This is a genomic window from Streptomyces sp. NPDC005752 (assembly GCF_040630715.1).
In the GTDB taxonomy this organism is placed as follows: domain Bacteria; phylum Actinomycetota; class Actinomycetes; order Streptomycetales; family Streptomycetaceae; genus Streptomyces.
In genome coordinates, this window is record NZ_JBEXYB010000019.1 from 135,110 (window position 1) to 151,856 (window position 16,747).

The 16,747-nt window shown below is 70.4% G+C and carries 16 protein-coding genes and 1 pseudogene; 11 read left to right on the forward strand and 6 right to left on the reverse strand.

Translation table 11 applies throughout. The annotated features are described in order from the left end of the window. Nucleotides 1-173 precede the first annotated feature (173 nt). From ABZ441_RS18010 to fdhD, 5 genes are read left to right on the forward strand one after another with little or no spacing between them, the layout of a single operon-like run. Complete coding sequence (locus ABZ441_RS18010; RefSeq protein ID WP_358974607.1) at nucleotides 174-1,181, forward strand: 2-dehydropantoate 2-reductase; 1,008 nt, start codon at nucleotides 174-176, stop codon at nucleotides 1,179-1,181. After that, a complete protein-coding gene (locus ABZ441_RS18015) occupies nucleotides 1,178-3,133 on the forward strand; it encodes a molybdopterin-dependent oxidoreductase (protein ID WP_358974610.1) in 1,956 nt (651 codons plus the stop codon). The genes ABZ441_RS18010 and ABZ441_RS18015 overlap by 4 nt, the downstream gene beginning before the upstream one ends. Next, the gene (locus ABZ441_RS18020) at nucleotides 3,124-4,992 is read left to right on the forward strand and encodes an NAD(P)H-dependent oxidoreductase subunit E (protein WP_358974613.1); all 1,869 of its coding nucleotides are present in this window, start codon (nucleotides 3,124-3,126) and stop codon (nucleotides 4,990-4,992) included. Before ABZ441_RS18015 ends, ABZ441_RS18020 begins: the two co-directional genes overlap by 10 nt. Further along, a complete protein-coding gene (locus ABZ441_RS18025) occupies nucleotides 4,989-5,849 on the forward strand; it encodes a 2Fe-2S iron-sulfur cluster-binding protein (RefSeq protein WP_358974616.1) in 861 nt (286 codons plus the stop codon). Before ABZ441_RS18020 ends, ABZ441_RS18025 begins: the two co-directional genes overlap by 4 nt. A 5-nt stretch (nucleotides 5,850-5,854) precedes the next feature. After that, on the forward strand, nucleotides 5,855-6,703 hold the full coding sequence (fdhD, locus tag ABZ441_RS18030) for a formate dehydrogenase accessory sulfurtransferase FdhD (RefSeq protein WP_358974619.1): 849 nt from the start codon (nucleotides 5,855-5,857) through the stop codon (nucleotides 6,701-6,703). Nucleotides 6,704-6,789: 86 nt separating this feature from the next. Here fdhD and ABZ441_RS18035 read toward each other — a convergent pair whose 3' ends face one another. Together ABZ441_RS18035 and ABZ441_RS18040 are read right to left on the reverse strand one after the other, a co-directional pair. Continuing rightward, complete coding sequence (locus ABZ441_RS18035; protein WP_358974622.1) at nucleotides 6,790-6,999, reverse strand: DUF397 domain-containing protein; 210 nt, start codon at nucleotides 6,997-6,999, stop codon at nucleotides 6,790-6,792. Beyond that, on the reverse strand, nucleotides 6,981-7,823 hold the full coding sequence (locus ABZ441_RS18040) for a helix-turn-helix transcriptional regulator (protein WP_358974625.1): 843 nt from the start codon (nucleotides 7,821-7,823) through the stop codon (nucleotides 6,981-6,983). Before ABZ441_RS18040 ends, ABZ441_RS18035 begins: the two co-directional genes overlap by 19 nt. Before the next feature lie 173 nt (nucleotides 7,824-7,996). On the opposite strand from ABZ441_RS18040, the gene ABZ441_RS18045 reads away from it, so the two are divergent. Next, nucleotides 7,997-8,284, forward strand: coding sequence for a hypothetical protein (locus ABZ441_RS18045; protein WP_358974628.1), 288 nt, complete (start codon nucleotides 7,997-7,999; stop codon nucleotides 8,282-8,284). A gap of 68 nt (nucleotides 8,285-8,352) precedes the next feature. Next, nucleotides 8,353-8,562 (forward strand): hypothetical protein, encoded by a 210-nt coding sequence (locus ABZ441_RS18050; protein WP_358974668.1) that lies wholly within the window; start codon nucleotides 8,353-8,355, stop codon nucleotides 8,560-8,562. Nucleotides 8,563-9,006: 444 nt separating this feature from the next. On the opposite strand, the gene map is transcribed toward ABZ441_RS18050, so the two are convergent. Next, entirely contained in the window at nucleotides 9,007-9,789 is a 783-nt protein-coding gene (map, locus tag ABZ441_RS18055) for a type I methionyl aminopeptidase (protein WP_358974631.1), read from the reverse strand. Between the two features lie 67 nt (nucleotides 9,790-9,856). Between map and ABZ441_RS18060 the strand changes: the two genes are divergently transcribed. After that, entirely contained in the window at nucleotides 9,857-10,159 is a 303-nt protein-coding gene (locus ABZ441_RS18060) for a helix-turn-helix transcriptional regulator (protein WP_358974634.1), read from the forward strand. Between the two features lie 8 nt (nucleotides 10,160-10,167). Here the strand turns inward: ABZ441_RS18060 and ABZ441_RS18065 are convergent, their stop codons facing one another. Beyond that, the gene (locus tag ABZ441_RS18065; protein ID WP_358974637.1) at nucleotides 10,168-11,202 is read right to left on the reverse strand and encodes a bile acid:sodium symporter family protein; all 1,035 of its coding nucleotides are present in this window, start codon (nucleotides 11,200-11,202) and stop codon (nucleotides 10,168-10,170) included. Between the two features lie 115 nt (nucleotides 11,203-11,317). On the opposite strand from ABZ441_RS18065, the gene ABZ441_RS18070 reads away from it, so the two are divergent. The 3 genes from ABZ441_RS18070 (at nucleotide 11,318) to ABZ441_RS18080 (ending at nucleotide 15,212) form a co-directional block, all read left to right on the forward strand. After that, on the forward strand, nucleotides 11,318-12,211 hold the full coding sequence (locus tag ABZ441_RS18070; protein ID WP_358974640.1) for a LysR substrate-binding domain-containing protein: 894 nt from the start codon (nucleotides 11,318-11,320) through the stop codon (nucleotides 12,209-12,211). A 228-nt stretch (nucleotides 12,212-12,439) separates the two neighbouring features. Then, nucleotides 12,440-14,239: a long-chain fatty acid--CoA ligase gene (locus ABZ441_RS18075; protein ID WP_358974671.1), complete on the forward strand. Its 1,800-nt coding sequence runs from the start codon at nucleotides 12,440-12,442 to the stop codon at nucleotides 14,237-14,239. A gap of 136 nt (nucleotides 14,240-14,375) precedes the next feature. Continuing rightward, complete coding sequence (locus ABZ441_RS18080) at nucleotides 14,376-15,212, forward strand: aldo/keto reductase (RefSeq protein WP_358974643.1); 837 nt, start codon at nucleotides 14,376-14,378, stop codon at nucleotides 15,210-15,212. Between the two features lie 102 nt (nucleotides 15,213-15,314). Here the strand turns inward: ABZ441_RS18080 and ABZ441_RS18085 are convergent, their stop codons facing one another. Then, nucleotides 15,315-15,620 (reverse strand): 4a-hydroxytetrahydrobiopterin dehydratase, encoded by a 306-nt coding sequence (locus tag ABZ441_RS18085; RefSeq protein ID WP_358974646.1) that lies wholly within the window; start codon nucleotides 15,618-15,620, stop codon nucleotides 15,315-15,317. 246 nt (nucleotides 15,621-15,866) lie between these two features. Further along, nucleotides 15,867-16,682: pseudogene (gene secF / locus ABZ441_RS18090) on the reverse strand (protein translocase subunit SecF); the annotation flags it as partial. Between the last annotated feature and the right edge of the window lie 65 nt (nucleotides 16,683-16,747).

A 16,747-nucleotide genomic window follows, 5' to 3' on the forward strand; every position in this document is an offset into this window, starting at 1 on the left:
CGGCTTCCCGGGAACTTTCGCGGACGATCCGGCGGTCACCCCGGAACCGCACCGGACAAGGCACCCGCTGTCACGAGTATTGACCCCCTCTGAAGGCATACTGTAGACAATATTCTGTCGACTTGACACCCTCGCTCGGTCCTCTCACGTCCTCTCACCGAACGGAGAGCCCCGTGAAAGTCGCAGTTGTCGGCGCCGGAGCCATCGGCGCCTATGTCGGGGCCGCGCTCCACCGCGCAGGCGCCGAGGTCCACCTCATCGCCCGGGGCGCCCATCTGGCGGCCATGCGCCGTGACGGTGTGCGCGTACTCAGTCCGCGCGGTGACTTCACCGCACGGCCCGCAGCCACCGACGACCCGTCGGACGTCGGGCCCGTCGACTACGTGTTCCTCGGCCTCAAGGCCAACTCCTACGCGGCATCAGGGCCACTGGTCCATCCACTGATGCACGGGCGCACCGCGGTGATCGCCGCCCAGAACGGCATCCCCTGGTGGTACTTCCACGGGCTGGAAGGCCCGTACACCGGCCGCCGGCTCGACAGCGTCGACCCGGCGGGCTCGGTGAGCGCCGCACTGCCCCCCGAACGCGCCATCGGGTGCGTGGTCTACGCCGCCACCGAGATCCAGGCACCGGGCGTCGTACGCCATCTCGAAGGCACCCGGTTCTCCATCGGTGAGCCCGACCGGTCGCTGTCCGGACGCTGTACGGACTTCAGTGAGGCCATGGTCGCGGGCGGGCTCAAGTGCCCCGTGGAATCCGATCTGCGCAACGACATCTGGATCAAACTGCTCGGCAACATCTCCTTCAACCCGATCAGCGCGCTGGCCCGCGCCACCATGGGCCAGATCTGCCGCCATCCGGACACCCGCGCGCTCGTGGAGTCGATGATGCGCGAGACCCTCGAAGTGGCGGCGGCCGTCGGCTGCCGTCCGGAGATCTCCGTGGAGCGGCGCATCGCGGGCGCGGAGCGCGTCGGCGATCACAGGACATCCACCCTCCAGGACCTGGAGAAGGGCAAACCCCTCGAACTCGACGTGCTGCTCGCGGCCGTCGTCGAACTGGCCGAACTGGCCGGGACGCCCGTACCGACGCTGCGCGCCGTGCACGCGCTCGCCGATCTCCTCGCCACCACGTCATCGGCACCGGCACCGGCACCGGCACCGGCAGGGAGCGCAGCATGAAGACCGAACGCACCGGCGGCAGGAACCGCAAGGGCCGGCAGCCGAAGACGTACGAGCGCCTCACCCATCCGCTCGTGCGCGGGGAGGACGGCGTGCTGCGCCGGGCGAGCTGGGACGAGGCACTGGCCCGGGCCGCCGCGGGGTTCCGGCGGACCCGCGAGGCGCACGGCCCCGATGCCTTCGCGATGCTGTCCTGCGCCCGGGCCACCAACGAGATGAACTACGTGGCCCAGAAGTTCACCCGGGTCGTCATGGGCACCAACAACGTCGACTCCTGCAACCGCACCTGCCACGCCCCGAGCGTCGCCGGGCTCTCAGCCGCCTTCGGTTCCGGTGGTGGCACCTCCTCGTACGAGGAGGTCGAGCACACGGACCTGATCGTGATGTGGGGCTCCAACGCCCGTCTCGCGCACCCGATCTTCTTCCACCACGTACTGAGGGGCATCCGCAACGGGGCCCGTATGCACGCCGTCGACCCCCGCCGCACCTCGACCGCCGAATGGGCGGAGAGCTGGCTCGGCCTCAACGTCGGCACCGACATCCCGCTCGCGCACGCCGTCGGCCGCGAGATCATCCACGCCGGGCTCGTCAACCGCGCCTTCGTGGACCGCGCGACCAGCGGGTACGAGGAGTACGCGGCGCTCGTCGAGCCCTGGACCCCGACCGCAGCCGAGAAGGTCACCGGTGTGCCGGCCCAGGCGATCAGGGACCTCGCCCACGCGTACGCCACGGCCGAACGGGCGCAGCTCTGCTGGACCCTGGGCATCACCGAACACCACAACGGCACCGACAACGTCCGCGCGTTGATCAATCTCTGCCTGCTCACCGGCCATGTCGGGCGGTACGGCTCCGGGGTCCAGCCCCTGCGCGGACAGAACAACGTGCAGGGCGGCGGTGACATGGGCGCCATCCCCAACAAGCTGCCCGGCTTCCAGGACATCCTCGACCCGCCCGTCAGGCAGAAGTTCGAGCGGTCCTGGGACACCGTCATCCAGCCGCGCTACGGCAAGACCCTGACCCAGATGTTCGAGGCCATGGAGACCGGCGAACTTCGCGCGGTGTACTGCATCGGGGAGAATCCCGCGCAGTCCGAGGCCGACAGCGATCAGGCGGTACGCAGGCTCGAGTCCCTCGACCACCTGGTGGTGCAGGACATCTTCCTGACCAGGACCGCCCAGTTGGCGGACGTCGTGCTGCCCGCCACCGCCGCCTGGGCGGAGACCGACGGTACGACGACCAACAGCGAGCGCCGTGTACAGCGGGTCCGTGCCGCGCTCACCCCGCCGGGCGAGGCCCGCGAGGACATCGACATCATTTGCGCGATGGCCGGACTGCTGGGCCACGACTGGAAGTTCGATGACGCCGAGACCGTCTGGAACGAGCTGCGCTCCCTGTCCCCCGACCACTTCGGGATGACGTACGAACGGCTCGCGGAGCACCAGGGGCTGCAATGGCCCTGCCCCGACACGGAGAAGCTGCCGTCCAGTTTCCTGCACGCCCGGCTCTGGGAGACCGATCCGGCGCGGCGCGGCCCGGCGGCCCCCTTCGGCCTGGTGCAGCACGACCCGCCGGTCGACCTCACCGACGAGTCCTACCCGCTTCGTCTCACCACGGGGCGACGACTGGACTCGTACAACACCGGTGTACAGAGCGGGAGTTACGCATCGCCTCTGCGCCGTGGCGAGTACATCGAGCTCTGCCCGGAGGACGCGGAATCCTACGGGGTCGCGGTGGGCGAGGAGGTCCGTGTGTCGTCCCGGCGGGGCAGTGTCACCGCGCCCGTCTGGATCGATCCCGGGCTGCGGCCGGGGCTGGCCTTCATGACGATGCACTTCCCGGACGAGGTCGACACCAACCAGCTGACCATCGAGGCGAACTGCCCGATCGCCGGCACCGCAGAGTTCAAAGCCTCCGCCGTACGGATAGAGAAGCTGGTGCCCGCATGGACCTGAGGTATACGGACGCCGTCCCCACCGATGCCGAACGAGAGGCGGTGGACGCCCTGTTGGGCCCCCCGCCGTCCGGCTGGGAGGGCGCGGCGGAGCGCACGGACGAGGACCTGCGCTGGGCGAAGGGCGGGGCTGCGGCGGCCAAGGACCGCCGCGACCAGTTGCTGCCCGCGCTGCACGCGGTGAACGACCGCGTGGGCTGGATCAGCGAAGGCGCGCTGGACTACATCTGCCGGCGGCTGACGGTCGCCCCCGCAGAGGCGTACGGCGTCGCGACCTTCTACGCCATGTTCTCGGTGCGGCCCCGCCCGGCGAAGGTGCTCCACGTCTGCACGGACCTGGCCTGCGCGGCCCGCGGGTCAGCGGCCCTGTGCGCGGACCTCACCGAGCGCCTGGGTGCCGCGGGCACCCCGGCCGAGGGCGCCGTCTGGCAGGAGAGCCCATGCCTGGGCCTGTGCGAGCGGGCCCCGGCGGCACTCCTCCTCCAGGCCGGGCGGGACCCGGCGCAGCCGGGCCCGGACAGCTCCCGCCACGCCGCGGTCGTCGCCCCCGCCGACGCACCCGCGCTCGTCGCCACGGCCCGGTCACCCCGGGACACCCCGGAGGAACCCCCGGCCCCGGCAGCCGTTCCCCAGGCCGGCGACCCCGGCCTCGTGCTGCTCCGACGCGTCGGCACGGTCGATCCCGCCTCCCTCGACGACTACCGCTCCAACGGCGGCTACACGGCACTGCGCCGCGCCTTCGCTCTCGGCCCGGCGGGGGTGATCCGCGAGGTGCTGGACGCGGGACTCGTCGGCCGGGGCGGCGCCGCCTTCCCCACCGGCCGCAAGTGGCAGGCCACCGCCCAGCAGGCCGACGGCCCGCACTACCTGGTCTGCAACGCGGACGAGAGCGAGCCGGGCACCTTCAAGGACCGGGTGCTGATGGAGGGTGATCCGTACGCCCTGGTCGAGGCGATGACGATCGCCGGGTACGCGATCGGCGCGCACCGGGGCTACATCTACCTGCGCGGCGAGTACCCCCGGGCGTACGCGCGCCTCGCCCACGCCTTGACGAGCGCCCGCACCCGCGGGCTGCTCGGGCCCGACGTACTCGGGCAGGGCTACGCCTTCGACATCGAGATCCGGCGCGGCGCGGGTGCCTACATCTGCGGCGAGGAGACCGCCATCTTCAACTCGATCGAGGGGCAGCGCGGCGAGCCGCGCTCCAAACCTCCCTTTCCGGTGGAGAAGGGCCTCTTCGGCAAACCGACCGCCGTCAACAACGTCGAGACGCTCGTGAACGTGCTGCCGATCCTGGAGCACGGGGCCGCCGCCTACGCCGCGACGGGCACGGAGACCTCCACCGGTACCAAGCTGTTCTGCGTCTCCGGGCAGGTGGACCGACCCGGCGTCTACGAGCTGCCGTTCGGTGCGGGTCTGCGGGAACTGCTCGACCTCGCGGGGCCGCCCGAGCGGCTGCGGGCCGTGCTCCTCGGCGGGGCCGCGGGCGGCTTCGTACGTCCTGACGAGCTGGACGTCCCGCTCACCTTCGAGGGCACCCGTGCCGCCGGGACGACGCTCGGCTCGGGAGTGGTCCTGGTGCTGGACGACTCGGTGGAGCTCCCGCGTGTGCTGCTGCGCATCGCGGAGTTCTTCCGCGACGAGTCGTGCGGCCAGTGTGTGCCCTGCCGGGTGGGCACGGTCCGCCAGGAGGAGGCCCTGCACCGGATCGTGGACCGTACGGGCGACGCGGCCGCCCAGGACATCGCGCTCATGAGAGAGGTGGGGCAGGCCATGCGGGACGCCTCGATCTGCGGCCTGGGCCAGACCGCGTGGAATGCCGTGGAGTCCGCCATCGACCGTCTGGGGGTCTACAAGTGACCGCTGTGCCGCTGCAACCGCCCCGCCGGCTCGTCTCGTTCACGCTCGACGGCGAGGAGACCCGGGTACCGGAGGACTCGACGGTCCTGGACGCCTGCCGTACGGCGGGCAAGGACATCCCGACCCTGTGCCAGGGGGACACGCTCACGCCGAAGAACGCCTGCAGGGTGTGCGTGGTCGAGGTGGAGGGCTCCCGCACACTCGCCCCAGCCTGCTCCCGTCGCGCCGAGCCGGGCATGACCGTACGCACGGACACCGAGCGCGCCCGGCACAGCCGGAAGGTGGTCCTGGAGCTGCTGGCCTCGTCGACCGACCTGTCGACGACACCCCGGGCGGCCGAGTGGATCAAGGAGTACGAGGCGAAGCCCGACCGTTTCGGCGCGGAAGCCGCCCGGGTCGACGAACAGCCGAAGATCGACAACGACCTGTACGTCCGCGACTACGACAAATGCATCCTCTGCTACAAGTGCGTCGACGCCTGCGGGGAGCAGTGGCAGAACACGTTCGCCATCGCCGTCTCGGGACGCGGTTTCGACGCCCGTATCTCCACCGAGCACGATGCCGCGCTTCCGGACTCGGCCTGTGTCTTCTGCGGGAACTGCATCGAGGTGTGCCCGACCGGTGCGCTTTCGTTCAGCACAGAATTCGGCATGCGGGCGGCAGGAACGTGGGACGAGCCCGCGCAGACGCGGACGACGACCGTCTGCGCCTACTGCGGTGTGGGCTGCAACGTGACCCTCCACGTGCAGGACAACGAGATCGTCAAGGTCACCTCGCCGCATGACAACCCCGTGACCCATGGCAACCTCTGTATCAAGGGCCGTTTCGGCTTCCAACACGTACAGAATCGGGACTGAGGGTTATGGGACGGGTCACCGAGCGCCGCCGCACCATCCGTATCCGGGACGGAGCGGTCACGACCCGCCCCGACACCCTCGTCGCCGAGGAACCCCTGGAGATCCGGCTGAACGGCAAGCCGCTGGCCATCACGATGCGGACTCCCGGCGACGACTTCGCTCTCGCGGCGGGCTTCCTGGTGAGCGAGGGCGTGATCGGCGAGGGCTCCGAGGTCCGGTCGATCGTGTACTGCGCCGGGGCGACGGCCGACGGTGTGAACACGTACAACGTGGTGGACGTGAAGCTCGCCGCGGGCGTCGTGGTCCCCGACATCACGCTGGAACGCAACGTGTACACCACGTCGTCCTGCGGACTGTGCGGCAAGGCGAGCCTCGACGCGGTCCGCACCACGACCCGCCACCCCGTCGCCGACACTCCCCCGGTCCGTGTGACACCCGCACTGCTCGCCGCCCTCCCCGACCGGCTGCGCGACGCGCAGCGGGTGTTCGACCGGACCGGGGGCCTGCACGCCGCGGCGCTGTTCTCGCCGGAGGGCGAGATGCTCGACGTCCGCGAGGACGTCGGCCGGCACAACGCGGTCGACAAGCTCGTGGGACGGGCGCTCACGGACGACCGGCTGCCGCTGTCGCAGTCGATCCTGCTGGTGTCGGGTCGCGCCTCGTTCGAGCTGGCGCAGAAGGCGGTGATGGCCGGGATCCCGATGCTCGCGGCGGTCTCGGCACCGTCGTCGCTGGCCGTGGACCTCGCGGCCGAGAGCGGACTGACCCTCGTCGGCTTTTTGCGGGGGCAGTCCATGAACGTGTACGCGGGTGACCACCGCATCGCCCTGGAGGCGACGGTGGGCCAGGGCTGAGCCGGCCCGCCCGCTGCACGGGGCAGGGGTCCGGCCGGCGGGGAGCGCCCCCTGCGTCGGCCGGGCCCTCTGCTGCTCGGCGCGTGTCAGGCGCCCATGGCACCTTCCTTGACGGCGGACACGAACGACGACCAGCCGTCCGCCGCGAAGGTGAGGGCGGGGGCGTGCGGGTTCTTGCTGTCACGGACGGGGACGACAGAGGCGAAGTCGTCGGAGACCTCGACGCATTCGCCACCGTCCGAGTTGCTGTAGGAACTCTTGCGCCAGGTAACCGCGTTCAGGTCGAGGGATCGCACCGTACTTCCTCCAACAGGCTCAATACGAACTTCCGCGACTCGGCAGGGGACAGCGCCAGGTCACGCACCGCATCGTAGGCACGCTGAAGCCGGTCCACCGGCTGGTTCGCCTCGATGAGGTCGCCCCTGTAGGCGTTCTCCGTGTACGCGACGGTACGCCCATCCGGAAGCCGCAGGAACATCAGCGCCGTACTGTCCAAGCCGTACGGCCCCGCGCTGAACGGAAGTACGTGAAGCGTCACGTTCTCCCGGGCACCGAGCTCCCCCAGGTACTCCAACTGTCGTCGCCACTCGGCAACATCCCGCAACGGCGTCCGGAGCACCGCCTCCGAGACAATGGTGCGGAACGGTGGCGAGTCTTCCCCCACCAGTAGTTCCCGCCGCCCCATCCGCGCTTCGACCTGCTGCTCCAACGCCTCGCCCTTGCTGCCACCCGCCGCCAGAATCTCCCGCGCGTACCCCGGTGTCTGCAACAGCCCCGGCAGCACGCTCACCGCGAAGTGCCACAGGCTCGTCGCCTCCGCCTCCAGCGCCATGTACCGCTGGTACCGCTCCTTGAACTGTGACCGGTCGCTGATCGCCAGCTCCCACATGGCCAGCAGCAGACCCGGTGTCCCGTAGTACTGGTCCAGCGCCTGCACGACCTCCGGGCCGCCGACCGTCTCGCCCTTCTCCATCTTCCCGAACAGCGACCAGTCCCAGCCCATCCGTTCGCCAAGCTGGCGAAGACTGTCGCCGCGCTCGGTACGCAGATGCCGGAGCTCTTCCGCGAACCGTGCACGTGGTTCCCTGCTGCGGCCCGTAACCGCTCGCCTCGTCGGCATCGTGTCCTCCGTGGAACGTGTGGAACGTGCGGGACCTGCCGGAGAGGCACACCCCGCGCTCGGTGTGTCACAGCCCTGACCGGGCCATTCTCGTAATCAGCCCTCACGCAAAGTAGTTCGCGGAGGTGTGGCAGGCAGAGAGATCCGCGAAAGAACAACCGAAGGAAGACTCCATGACACCGCCGCATCAGAAGCCGCCCCTCCCCCGCAGGACACCCCGGGCAGGACACCCGGCAGCGGCCAAGATCCAGGAAGCCGTGGCCGCGCGCGACGACCTCGCCGCCGCACTGAGCGGCGCCGGCATCCAGCTGCCGGTGATGGATGTGCGCACCCCTTGGCCGGACACGGACGGCGACGACACCGCACGGCCGGACCGTTACGCCCTCGTTCACCTGGGCGTCTGCTCCGCCCCCGTGGCGCACGCCCTCGCGGCAGTGATCAGGAAGGGCGCGGCCAGGTGACGGATGACGGCGCCTTCTGCGTCGGGACGGCCGTGCACGACGGCGACAGCGGCCGGGTGGGCCTGGTGATGGGCCACGAAGGCCCATACATCCAGCTCCGCCCGCTCGACGGTGGCCGTGAATGGGACGCGGACCCGTGCCGACTCCGGCCGCTCGGCCCCGCCGAGTTGCTGAGCGCCCGCGTCGCCGAGGCCAACTCCCGCAGCCGCACCGGCCTCGGTCTCGCCGACATACGAGGTGCCCCGCACCCCGACCCGGCGGAGGACGGCGCACGGTGACCGCACCGCCTGCGCCACGGAGCCCCCGCAGCCGCTCCGGGCTGCACGCGAACTGCGACCCCTGTCCATCTGCTCTGCTCCAAGCCCCCCAGCGCCAGCCGCATCTCCGTGCTCGGATCGAGGCTGTTGTGGCACTCGGCGATTGCTTCCGATGCCGACAGACATGGCTCCGGCACATAGCCCGGATAGTTGGCCGCACATGGTTCCGGCGCCTTGGCGAGGACATCGACGAACGAAGCGACGGGCCCCTCCGCCGAAGGCACCCCGGGACGAAAACGCGGCCAGGATCACCAGGGCGGGCCATACCCTGTCGGCGCCTGTCCTCGCACCGGCCTGCTCATCACCCGACAGCTGGACCGTCAGGCCGGAATGCCGCGGTCTCACTGCTCCCGTAATCCTCAGGGCTTGATCCCTGCGCAGCGATCGGATCGCGGGGTCTCAGCCCTACGGCTGCGACGGCTTGGGCAACGTGAGGATTTCGGCTCCGTCCTCGGTGATGGCGATCGTGTGCTCGGTGTGTGCCGTCCGGCAGCCCGTCGCGCTCCGGAGCGTCCACCCGTCGGCGTCGGTGACGAGTACGGCGGTGTCCGCCATGACCCACGGCTCCAGCGCGAGCAACAGCCCCGGGCGCAGTTTGTATCCGCGGCCGGGCCGGCCGGTGTTCGCGACGTGCGGGTCCTGGTGCATCGTCGACCCGATGCCGTGTCCTCCGAACTCGGTGTTGATCTCGTATCCGTCCTGGCTGAGGACCGTGCCGATGGCGTGGGAGAGGTCGCCGATACGAGCGCCGGGCCCGGCGGCGGCGATCCCCGCAGCCAACGCCCGTTCCGTGGTCCTGATCATCGCGACGCTCTCCGCGGGCTGCGCCTTGCCCACGACGAAGCTGATGGCGGCGTCCGCGGCGACTCCGCGCTTGGAGACGGCGAGGTCGAGTGTGAGCAGATCACCGTCGGCGAGCGTGTAGTCGTGGGGCCGCCCGTGGAGCACGGCATCGTTGACGGCCGTGCAGATGTAGTGGCCGAACGGTCCGCGCCCGAAGGACGGCGCGTAGTCGACGTAGCAGGACAGCGCTCCCGCCTCGGCGATCATGGCCTTGGCCCACCGGTCGATGTCCAGGAGGTTCGTGCCGACCGCGCTACGGTCCTTCAGCGTCTGCAGGATGTCCGCGACCACGGCGCCGGTGTCTTTCGCACGGGCCAGCAGGGCGGGGTTCAGGATCTCGATCATGTGCCACTTTTCCTCACGGAACCAACAACTATACCGGTCAAACTATACCGGTACTAGAATCGGGTCCATGGTCAGACTGCCGCTCACCCCCGCAGAGGTCGCACGTGGCGAGCGCCTCGGCGCCCTCCTCCGCCGAGCCCGGGGAGAACGCTCGATGCTCGAGATCGCGCTCGACGCACGTGTCTCCCCCGAGACACTCAGGAAGATCGAGTCGGGCCGCGTGGCCACCCCCGCGTTCCCGACCATCGCGGCGATCGCCGATGTCCTCGGCCTCTCCCTCGACGCGGTGTGGGCCGAGATCAGCCTCTCCGACAGCGACGTCGGACCGGCGAACGCCGATCACTACGCAGGTGAGCGACTGACCGCGTAGGCCTTCGCTCAGCGCAGCGCCTCAGCCGGAACACGCTTGACGTCGGCATCGCTCGGCAGCGGGTCGCGCGAGCGGCGCTTGGCGATCACCGCGCAGACCATCAGCTGCATCTGGTGGAAGAGCATCAGGGGCAGCACCGCGAGGCTCGCGTGCGCGCCGAACAGGACGCTGGCCATCGGCAGCCCTGCCGCCAGGCTCTTCTTCGAGCCGGCGAACTGGATGGCGATCCGGTCCTCCCGCCCGAAGCCCAGCCGCTTCGACCCGTACCAGCTCACCGAGAGCATGAGGGCCAGCAGTACCGCCTCGGCGCCGAGCAGCGCGCCGAGCCGGAGCGGGGTGACCTGGTTCCAGATCCCGGCCACCATGCCCTCGCTGAAGGCGGTGTAGACGACGAGCAGGATCGAACCGCGGTCGACGTAACCCAGCACCTTGCGGTGGCGGCCGATGAAGCCGCCGACCCAGCGGCGCAGCAGTTGCCCGGCGAGGAAGGGGACGAGCAGCTGGAGGACGATCTTCAGCAGGGAGTCCGCGGAGAAGCCGCCCCCGCTCCCGCCGAGCAGCAGGGCCGCGAGCAACGGCGTCAGCAGGATGCCGGCGATGCTGGAGAAGGAGCCTGCGCAGATGGCGGCGGGCACGTTGCCGCGGGCCATCGAGGTGAAGGCGATCGACGACTGGATGGTCGAGGGCACCAGGCACAGGAAGAGGAAGCCGTCCTGGAGCTGCGGCGTCAGGACGTACGGCACCAGCCCGTTGCCGGCGAGACCGAGCAGCGGGAACACCACGAAGGTGCAGGCCAGGACCGTGAGGTGGAGCCGCCAGTGCTTCAGGCCGTCGAGCGCCTCAGCGGTCGAGAGTCGTGCTCCGTAGAGGAAGAAGAGCAGGGCCACCGCCCCGGTCGACGCGCCGCCCGCGACGTCCGCGCCGGTCCCCGACACGGGCAGCAGCGCCGCGAGTACCACGGTGCCGATCAGCGCCAGGATGTACGGGTCGACCGGCAGCCAGGACGGCAGTGCGGGGATACGGCGGCTGGTGCGGCGGTTCATGTACTCCGTGCCTTCTCGGTGGAATCGTGGCCTCCCCATCCTGCTCCTGAACACCGCGATCGGGAATCAGGCATACAGCACTGACTGTCATCACGGATCGCGATAGCCTCGCGCCATGTACGACCCCTCCCAGCTCCGCACCTTCATGGCCGTCGCCCAGACCCTGAGCTTCACCCAGGCGGCACGCCGGCTCGGTGTCCGGCAGTCCACGGTCAGCCAGCACGTCCGCCGGCTGGAGGCCGAGGCGGGCCGCCAGCTGTTCAGCCGGGACACGCACCGGGTCGATCTCACCGAGGACGGCGAGGCCATGCTGGGCTTCGCCCGGACGATCCTGCAGGCCAACGAGCGCGCGGCGGCGTTCTTCACGGGCACCCGGCTGCGCGGGCGGTTGCGCTTCGGGGCCTCCGAGGACTTCGTCCTGACGCGGCTGCCGGAGATCCTGGAGTCCTTCCGGCGGGAGCATCCCGAGGTCGAGCTGGAGCTGACGGTGGAACTGTCCGGCGCGCTGCACCGGCAGCTGGCGGCGGGCCGGCTCGATCTGGTGCTGGCCAAGCGCCGCACCGGGGACACCCACGGCGAGCTGGTCTGGCAGGACACCCTGGCCTGGATCGGCGCCCCGCAACTGCGGATCGATCCCGACCGCCCGTTGCCCCTGATCGCCTTCCCACCGCCCGGCATCACCCGGGCCCGCGCCCTGGAGGTGCTGGAGGAACACGGCAGGCCCTGGCGCTTCGCGTGTACGAGTGCGAGCCTGAGCGCACTCGTCGCGGCGGCCCGGGCGGGCCTGGGAGTGATGGCGCACACCCGTGGGCTGATTCCGCCGGGGCTCGTGCCGGTGCCGTCCAGGGCGGGTCTGCCGGAGCTCGGAGACGTGGATTTCGTCCTGCTGCACGGGCGGCGCAGGAACACCGCCCAGGAGGCGGCGGACGCCCTCGCTGCGGCGATCCTGGCAAGCGGCGACCGGCTTCATCGGGCTCCGGTCTTGCCGTCGCACCCGGAATCGGCGTAGGTGCCGCGTACAGATTCGGTGGAGATTCCCGCCCGAGCTACTTACCCCGTGGTCAGAAGTGCGCCCGAGCCTTGCCCATCTGGCCCGATTTCTACGGTTGGCCTGGCCAGATGTCACGTTTTCCGGAGACTTCGGACCCTGCCGCCGTGTCTCGCCGTGAGGTAGCGTCGCGGCGCCGTGCGGAGCGCCACAAGGAGCAGGTCATTGCGTGAGTTCACTGTCCCACCCATGGCCGCTGCCGCTCAAGTCGGCGGTCTCGCCGATACCGTCTTCGACTTCGCGGAGGAGGACCCCCAGCGAATCGCCCTGGGCCGCAAGGACGCGGAGGGGCGATGGCACGACGTGTCCGCCGCCGCGTTCCGTGACGAGGTGCTCGCTCTCGCCAAGGGACTGATCGCCCAGGGCATCCGCTTCGGCGACCGGGTCGCCCTGATGTCCCGTACGCGCTACGAGTGGACCCTCTTCGACTTCGCCCTCTGGACGGTGGGCGCCCAGTCCGTGCCGGTCTACCCGACGTCGTCGGCCGAGCAGGTCCTGTGGATGCTGCACGACGCCGAGGTCTCGGCCGTCATGGTCGAGCACGAGGACCACGCCATGACGATCGGCTCGGTGATCGACCGGCTGCCGAACCTGCACCGGCTGTGGCAGCTGGACGCGGACGCGGTGACCGAACTCGTCGACGCCGGGGCACTGATCGACGACGAGGTCGTCCACCGGCACCGGCGCGCGGTGACACCCGACTCGGTGGCGACCCTGATCTACACCTCCGGCACCACGGGGCGCCCGAAGGGCTGTGTCATCACCCACGCGAACTTCATGTTCGAGGCCGACACCATGGTCGCCCGCTGGCACCCGGTGTTCCTGTCCAAGCCCGGTGAGGAGACCGCGACGCTGCTCTTCCTGCCGCTGGCCCATGTCTTCGGCCGCATGGTGGAGATCGCGGCTCTGCGCGGCCGGGTGAAACTGGGGCATCAGCCGGAGCTGTCCGCCAGGGCCCTGATGCCGGACCTCGTGGCGTTCCGGCCCACCTTCATCCTGGCGGTGCCGTACATCTTCGAGAAGGTCTTCAACGGCGCCCGGCGCAAGGCGGAGTCCGAGGGGCGCGTCGGGGCGTTCGACAAGGCCGTCGAGATCGCGGTGAAGTACGCGGAGGCGTTGGAGGAGCGGGCCTTCGGCACCGGACCGGGGCCGTCCGCCGGCCTGCGGATGCAGCACCAGTTCTTCGACAAGGTCGTCTACCGCAAGGTCCGGGAGGCGATGGGCGGCCGGGTGCGGCACGCCATGTCGGGCGGCTCCGGCATGGCCCGGCAGCTCGGACTGTTCTTCGCGGGTGCGGGCGTCACGGTCTACGAGGGCTACGGGCTCACCGAGACGACCGCCGCGGCCACGGCCAATCCGCCCGAGCGCACCCGCTACGGCACCGTCGGCCAGCCGATCCCCGGATCCTCCGTGCACATCGCCCGGGACGGCGAGATCTGGGTGCACGGTGCCAACGTGTTCTCCGGATATCTGGGCGACCCCAAGTCCACGGACGCGGTGCTGCACGACGGCTGGCTTGCCACCGGCGACCTCGGCGCGCTCGACGAGGACGGTTATCTGACCATCACCGGGCGCAAGAAGGAGATCCTGGTGACCTCCGGGGGCAAGAGCGTGGCCCCGACCGGCCTGGAGGAGCGGGTGCGCGCCCATCCGCTGGTCGCGCAGTGCATCGTCGTCGGCAACGACAGGCCCTACATCGCCGCTCTGGTCACCGTGGACACCGAGTCGGTCGAGCACTGGCTCGCCATGCAGGGGCGTACACCGCTGCCCTCCGCGGACCTGGTGCGCGATCCCGACCTGGAGATGGAGGTGCGCCGCGCGGTCGTCGCCGCCAACACGGCGGTGTCCCAGGCCGAGTCCATCCGGACCTTCCGCATCCTGGCGCACCAGTTCACCGAGGAGCACGGCCTGCTGACCCCTTCGCTCAAGCTGAAGCGGAAGGCGATCGAGACGGCGTACTCGGCCGAGGTGGACGCGCTCTACCGGTGACCCGCGCGGGACCGCTGGTTCCGCGCCGGTGGGAACATTCTTCCGGTTCCGGGGGTCCGGGCAGGTGGGAATGGTCGGGCTCCTCCGTACGTTGTCGGGGGGAGTATCAACCGACGACGCAAAGGATCGACTGCTCGTGAGCCAGGTCCCCACCATCACCCTCAACAACGGCCTCGAGATGCCGCAGCTCGGCTTCGGTGTCTGGCAGGTGCCGGACGACGAGGCCACGACGGCCGTCGCCACGGCCCTGGAGGCCGGGTACCGGAGCATCGACACCGCCGCGATCTACGGCAACGAGGCGGGCACCGGCAAGGCCGTCGCCGCCTCCGGTGTGGCCCGTGAGGAACTGTTCGTCACCACCAAGCTCTGGAACACCGAGCAGGGTTACGACTCGACGCTGCGCGCGTTCGACGCGTCGCTGGACAAGCTCGGCCTGGACTACGTCGACCTGTACCTGATCCACTGGCCCGTACCGGCCAAGGACGCCTACGTCGACACGTACAAGGCCTTCGAGCGGATCCTCGCCGACGGCCGTGCGAAGGCCATCGGCGTGTCCAACTTCCACCCGGAGCACCTCGAGCGTCTGCTGGGCGAGACCTCCGTGGTCCCCGCGGTCAACCAGATCGAGCTGCACCCCCAGCTCCAGCAGGCCGAGCTGCGTGCCCTCCACGCGAAGCACGGCATCGTGACCGAGGCCTGGTCGCCGCTCGGTTCGGGCAAGGGCCTCCTGGAGGTCCCGACGGTGGCCGCCGTCGCGCACAAGCACGGCCGGACCCCGGCTCAGGCGGTGCTGCGCTGGCACCTGCAGACCGGCCACGTGGTGATCCCCAAGTCCGTGACGCCGTCACGGATCGCGGAGAACATCGACGTCTTCGGTTTCGAACTGGACGCCGACGACCTCGCCGCGTTCGCCGCGCTCGACGAGGGCAAGCGCCTCGGCTCCGACCCGGCGGAATTCAACCTCGGGGCCTGACCCCGGCGTTCCCCGGCGCCCCCACCGCACGCGCGGTGGGGGCGCCGTCGTCCGTGCCGCTCACCCGGACCACCGGCCGGGCCGGCGCCGTGATCACCGCGGTTACTTCGCCCCGTGCCCGGCGGCAACGGCCTCGACGCGTCCGGCGAGCGTGAGGTCCTTCCGTGTGACGGCGCCACCCGCGTCATGCGTGTGCACGGCGAGTGACACGGTGTTGTAACCCAGCGTCAGATCGGAGTGGTGGCCTAGCTCCTCCTGGATCTGGGCGACGTGCACGGTCAGCCCTGCCGCGGCGAAGTGGGACGGCAGCCGGTAGGTACGGGTGATCCGGTCACCCTCGAGCTGCCAGCCGGGCAGCTCCCGCAGCCCGGCCTCGACGTCGTGTGCGGACAGCGGTTCTGTGGGCATGCGGCGGCTCCTGAACGGTGTGTAGGTGCGGTCTACGGTGCCCGTGACGTTACGGTCCCGGTACGCCGGCTGTCGCGCCTGACACGGGGCGGGGCCGATGCCGGCGGCGTACGCCCTCACGTCTCCGGCCGCGTCCACGGGGCGTCGCTGCGGGCCGGCAGGGCAACGCCGGATGCCCCCGCGGCACAGTGAAGGCCCAGCCGGGCAGGACCGCTTCCGCCCTGCCCGGCGCGCCGGGGACGCGCCCTACACGCGTGCCCCGTTGTCCAAGGCGTCCCGGCGTGTCCGCCCGGCGGACTTCCCCCGCTTCGGTGCCCGCTTCCTGGCAGGCGGCGGGACCCTGCCGCTCTTCTCGAGAAGGAGCGCCCCCGGTACCGCGGTCATCACCGAGGAGTACGTTCCGACACAGATACCGATGAGGAGGGCGAGGGCGAAGTCCACGAGTGAGTCGCCGCCCAGCACCGCGAGCGCGACCAGGATGAACAGGGCTCCCATACCTGTGTTGACGGTGCGCGGCACGGTCTGCAGTACCGCGCGGTTGGCCACGTCGGCGACGGGGGTGCGCCGGTTCCCGGCCCACAGCTCCCGCACCCGGTCGAAGACCACCACGGAGTCGTTGACCGAGTAGCCGATGACGGTGAGCACGGCGGCCAGGAAGATGCCGTCGACGGGGCGTCCGAGCCAGGCGAAGGCCCCGACCAGGATGATGACGTCGTGCACGAGGGCCCCGACCGAGGCCACGGCGAACGTCCAGCGGAACCGGGCCGCGAGGTAGGCGAGTTGCACGAACACGGCCACCCCCAGGGCGATCAGGGCGTTGCGCCGGAGTTCGTCCCCGAGACTGGGACCGATCAGCTCGTCGCGCACCTTGGTGGTCTCGCCGCCCGCCTCGGCCAGGGCGGCGCTCAGGGCGTGCTCCCCGTCGTTGTCGAGCTGCCCCGTGCGTACGGAGAGGTCCCGATCGCCCGCAGTGGTGACCTCGGCGTCGTCGAACCCCGCGGCGGCGATCGCGTCGCGTGCGGTGTCGACGTCGACGGGGCGGCTGGTGGAGTACTCCACCAGCACAACAGAAGAGCGGAGGGGGTGGGAAGTGTTTGGAAAAATTGGTGTTGTTGTAGGGGGTGGGG

Excerpts from the sequence above, each read along its gene's own strand:
- ABZ441_RS18015 (WP_358974610.1), top strand. The coding sequence starts at position 1,178 with ATGAAGACCGAACGCACCGGCGGCAGGAACCGCAAGGGCCGGCAGCCG.
- ABZ441_RS18020 (WP_358974613.1), top strand. The coding sequence starts at position 3,124 with ATGGACCTGAGGTATACGGACGCCGTCCCCACCGATGCCGAACGAGAG.
- fdhD (WP_358974619.1), top strand. The coding sequence starts at position 5,855 with ATGGGACGGGTCACCGAGCGCCGCCGCACCATCCGTATCCGGGACGGA.
- ABZ441_RS18040 (WP_358974625.1), bottom strand. The coding sequence starts at position 7,823 with ATGCCGACGAGGCGAGCGGTTACGGGCCGCAGCAGGGAACCACGTGCA.
- ABZ441_RS18045 (WP_358974628.1), top strand. The coding sequence starts at position 7,997 with ATGACACCGCCGCATCAGAAGCCGCCCCTCCCCCGCAGGACACCCCGG.
- ABZ441_RS18050 (WP_358974668.1), top strand. The coding sequence starts at position 8,353 with ATGGGCCACGAAGGCCCATACATCCAGCTCCGCCCGCTCGACGGTGGC.
- map (WP_358974631.1), bottom strand. The coding sequence starts at position 9,789 with ATGATCGAGATCCTGAACCCCGCCCTGCTGGCCCGTGCGAAAGACACC.
- ABZ441_RS18060 (WP_358974634.1), top strand. The coding sequence starts at position 9,857 with ATGGTCAGACTGCCGCTCACCCCCGCAGAGGTCGCACGTGGCGAGCGC.
- ABZ441_RS18065 (WP_358974637.1), bottom strand. The coding sequence starts at position 11,202 with ATGAACCGCCGCACCAGCCGCCGTATCCCCGCACTGCCGTCCTGGCTG.
- ABZ441_RS18070 (WP_358974640.1), top strand. The coding sequence starts at position 11,318 with ATGTACGACCCCTCCCAGCTCCGCACCTTCATGGCCGTCGCCCAGACC.
- ABZ441_RS18075 (WP_358974671.1), top strand. The coding sequence starts at position 12,440 with ATGGCCGCTGCCGCTCAAGTCGGCGGTCTCGCCGATACCGTCTTCGAC.
- ABZ441_RS18085 (WP_358974646.1), bottom strand. The coding sequence starts at position 15,620 with ATGCCCACAGAACCGCTGTCCGCACACGACGTCGAGGCCGGGCTGCGG.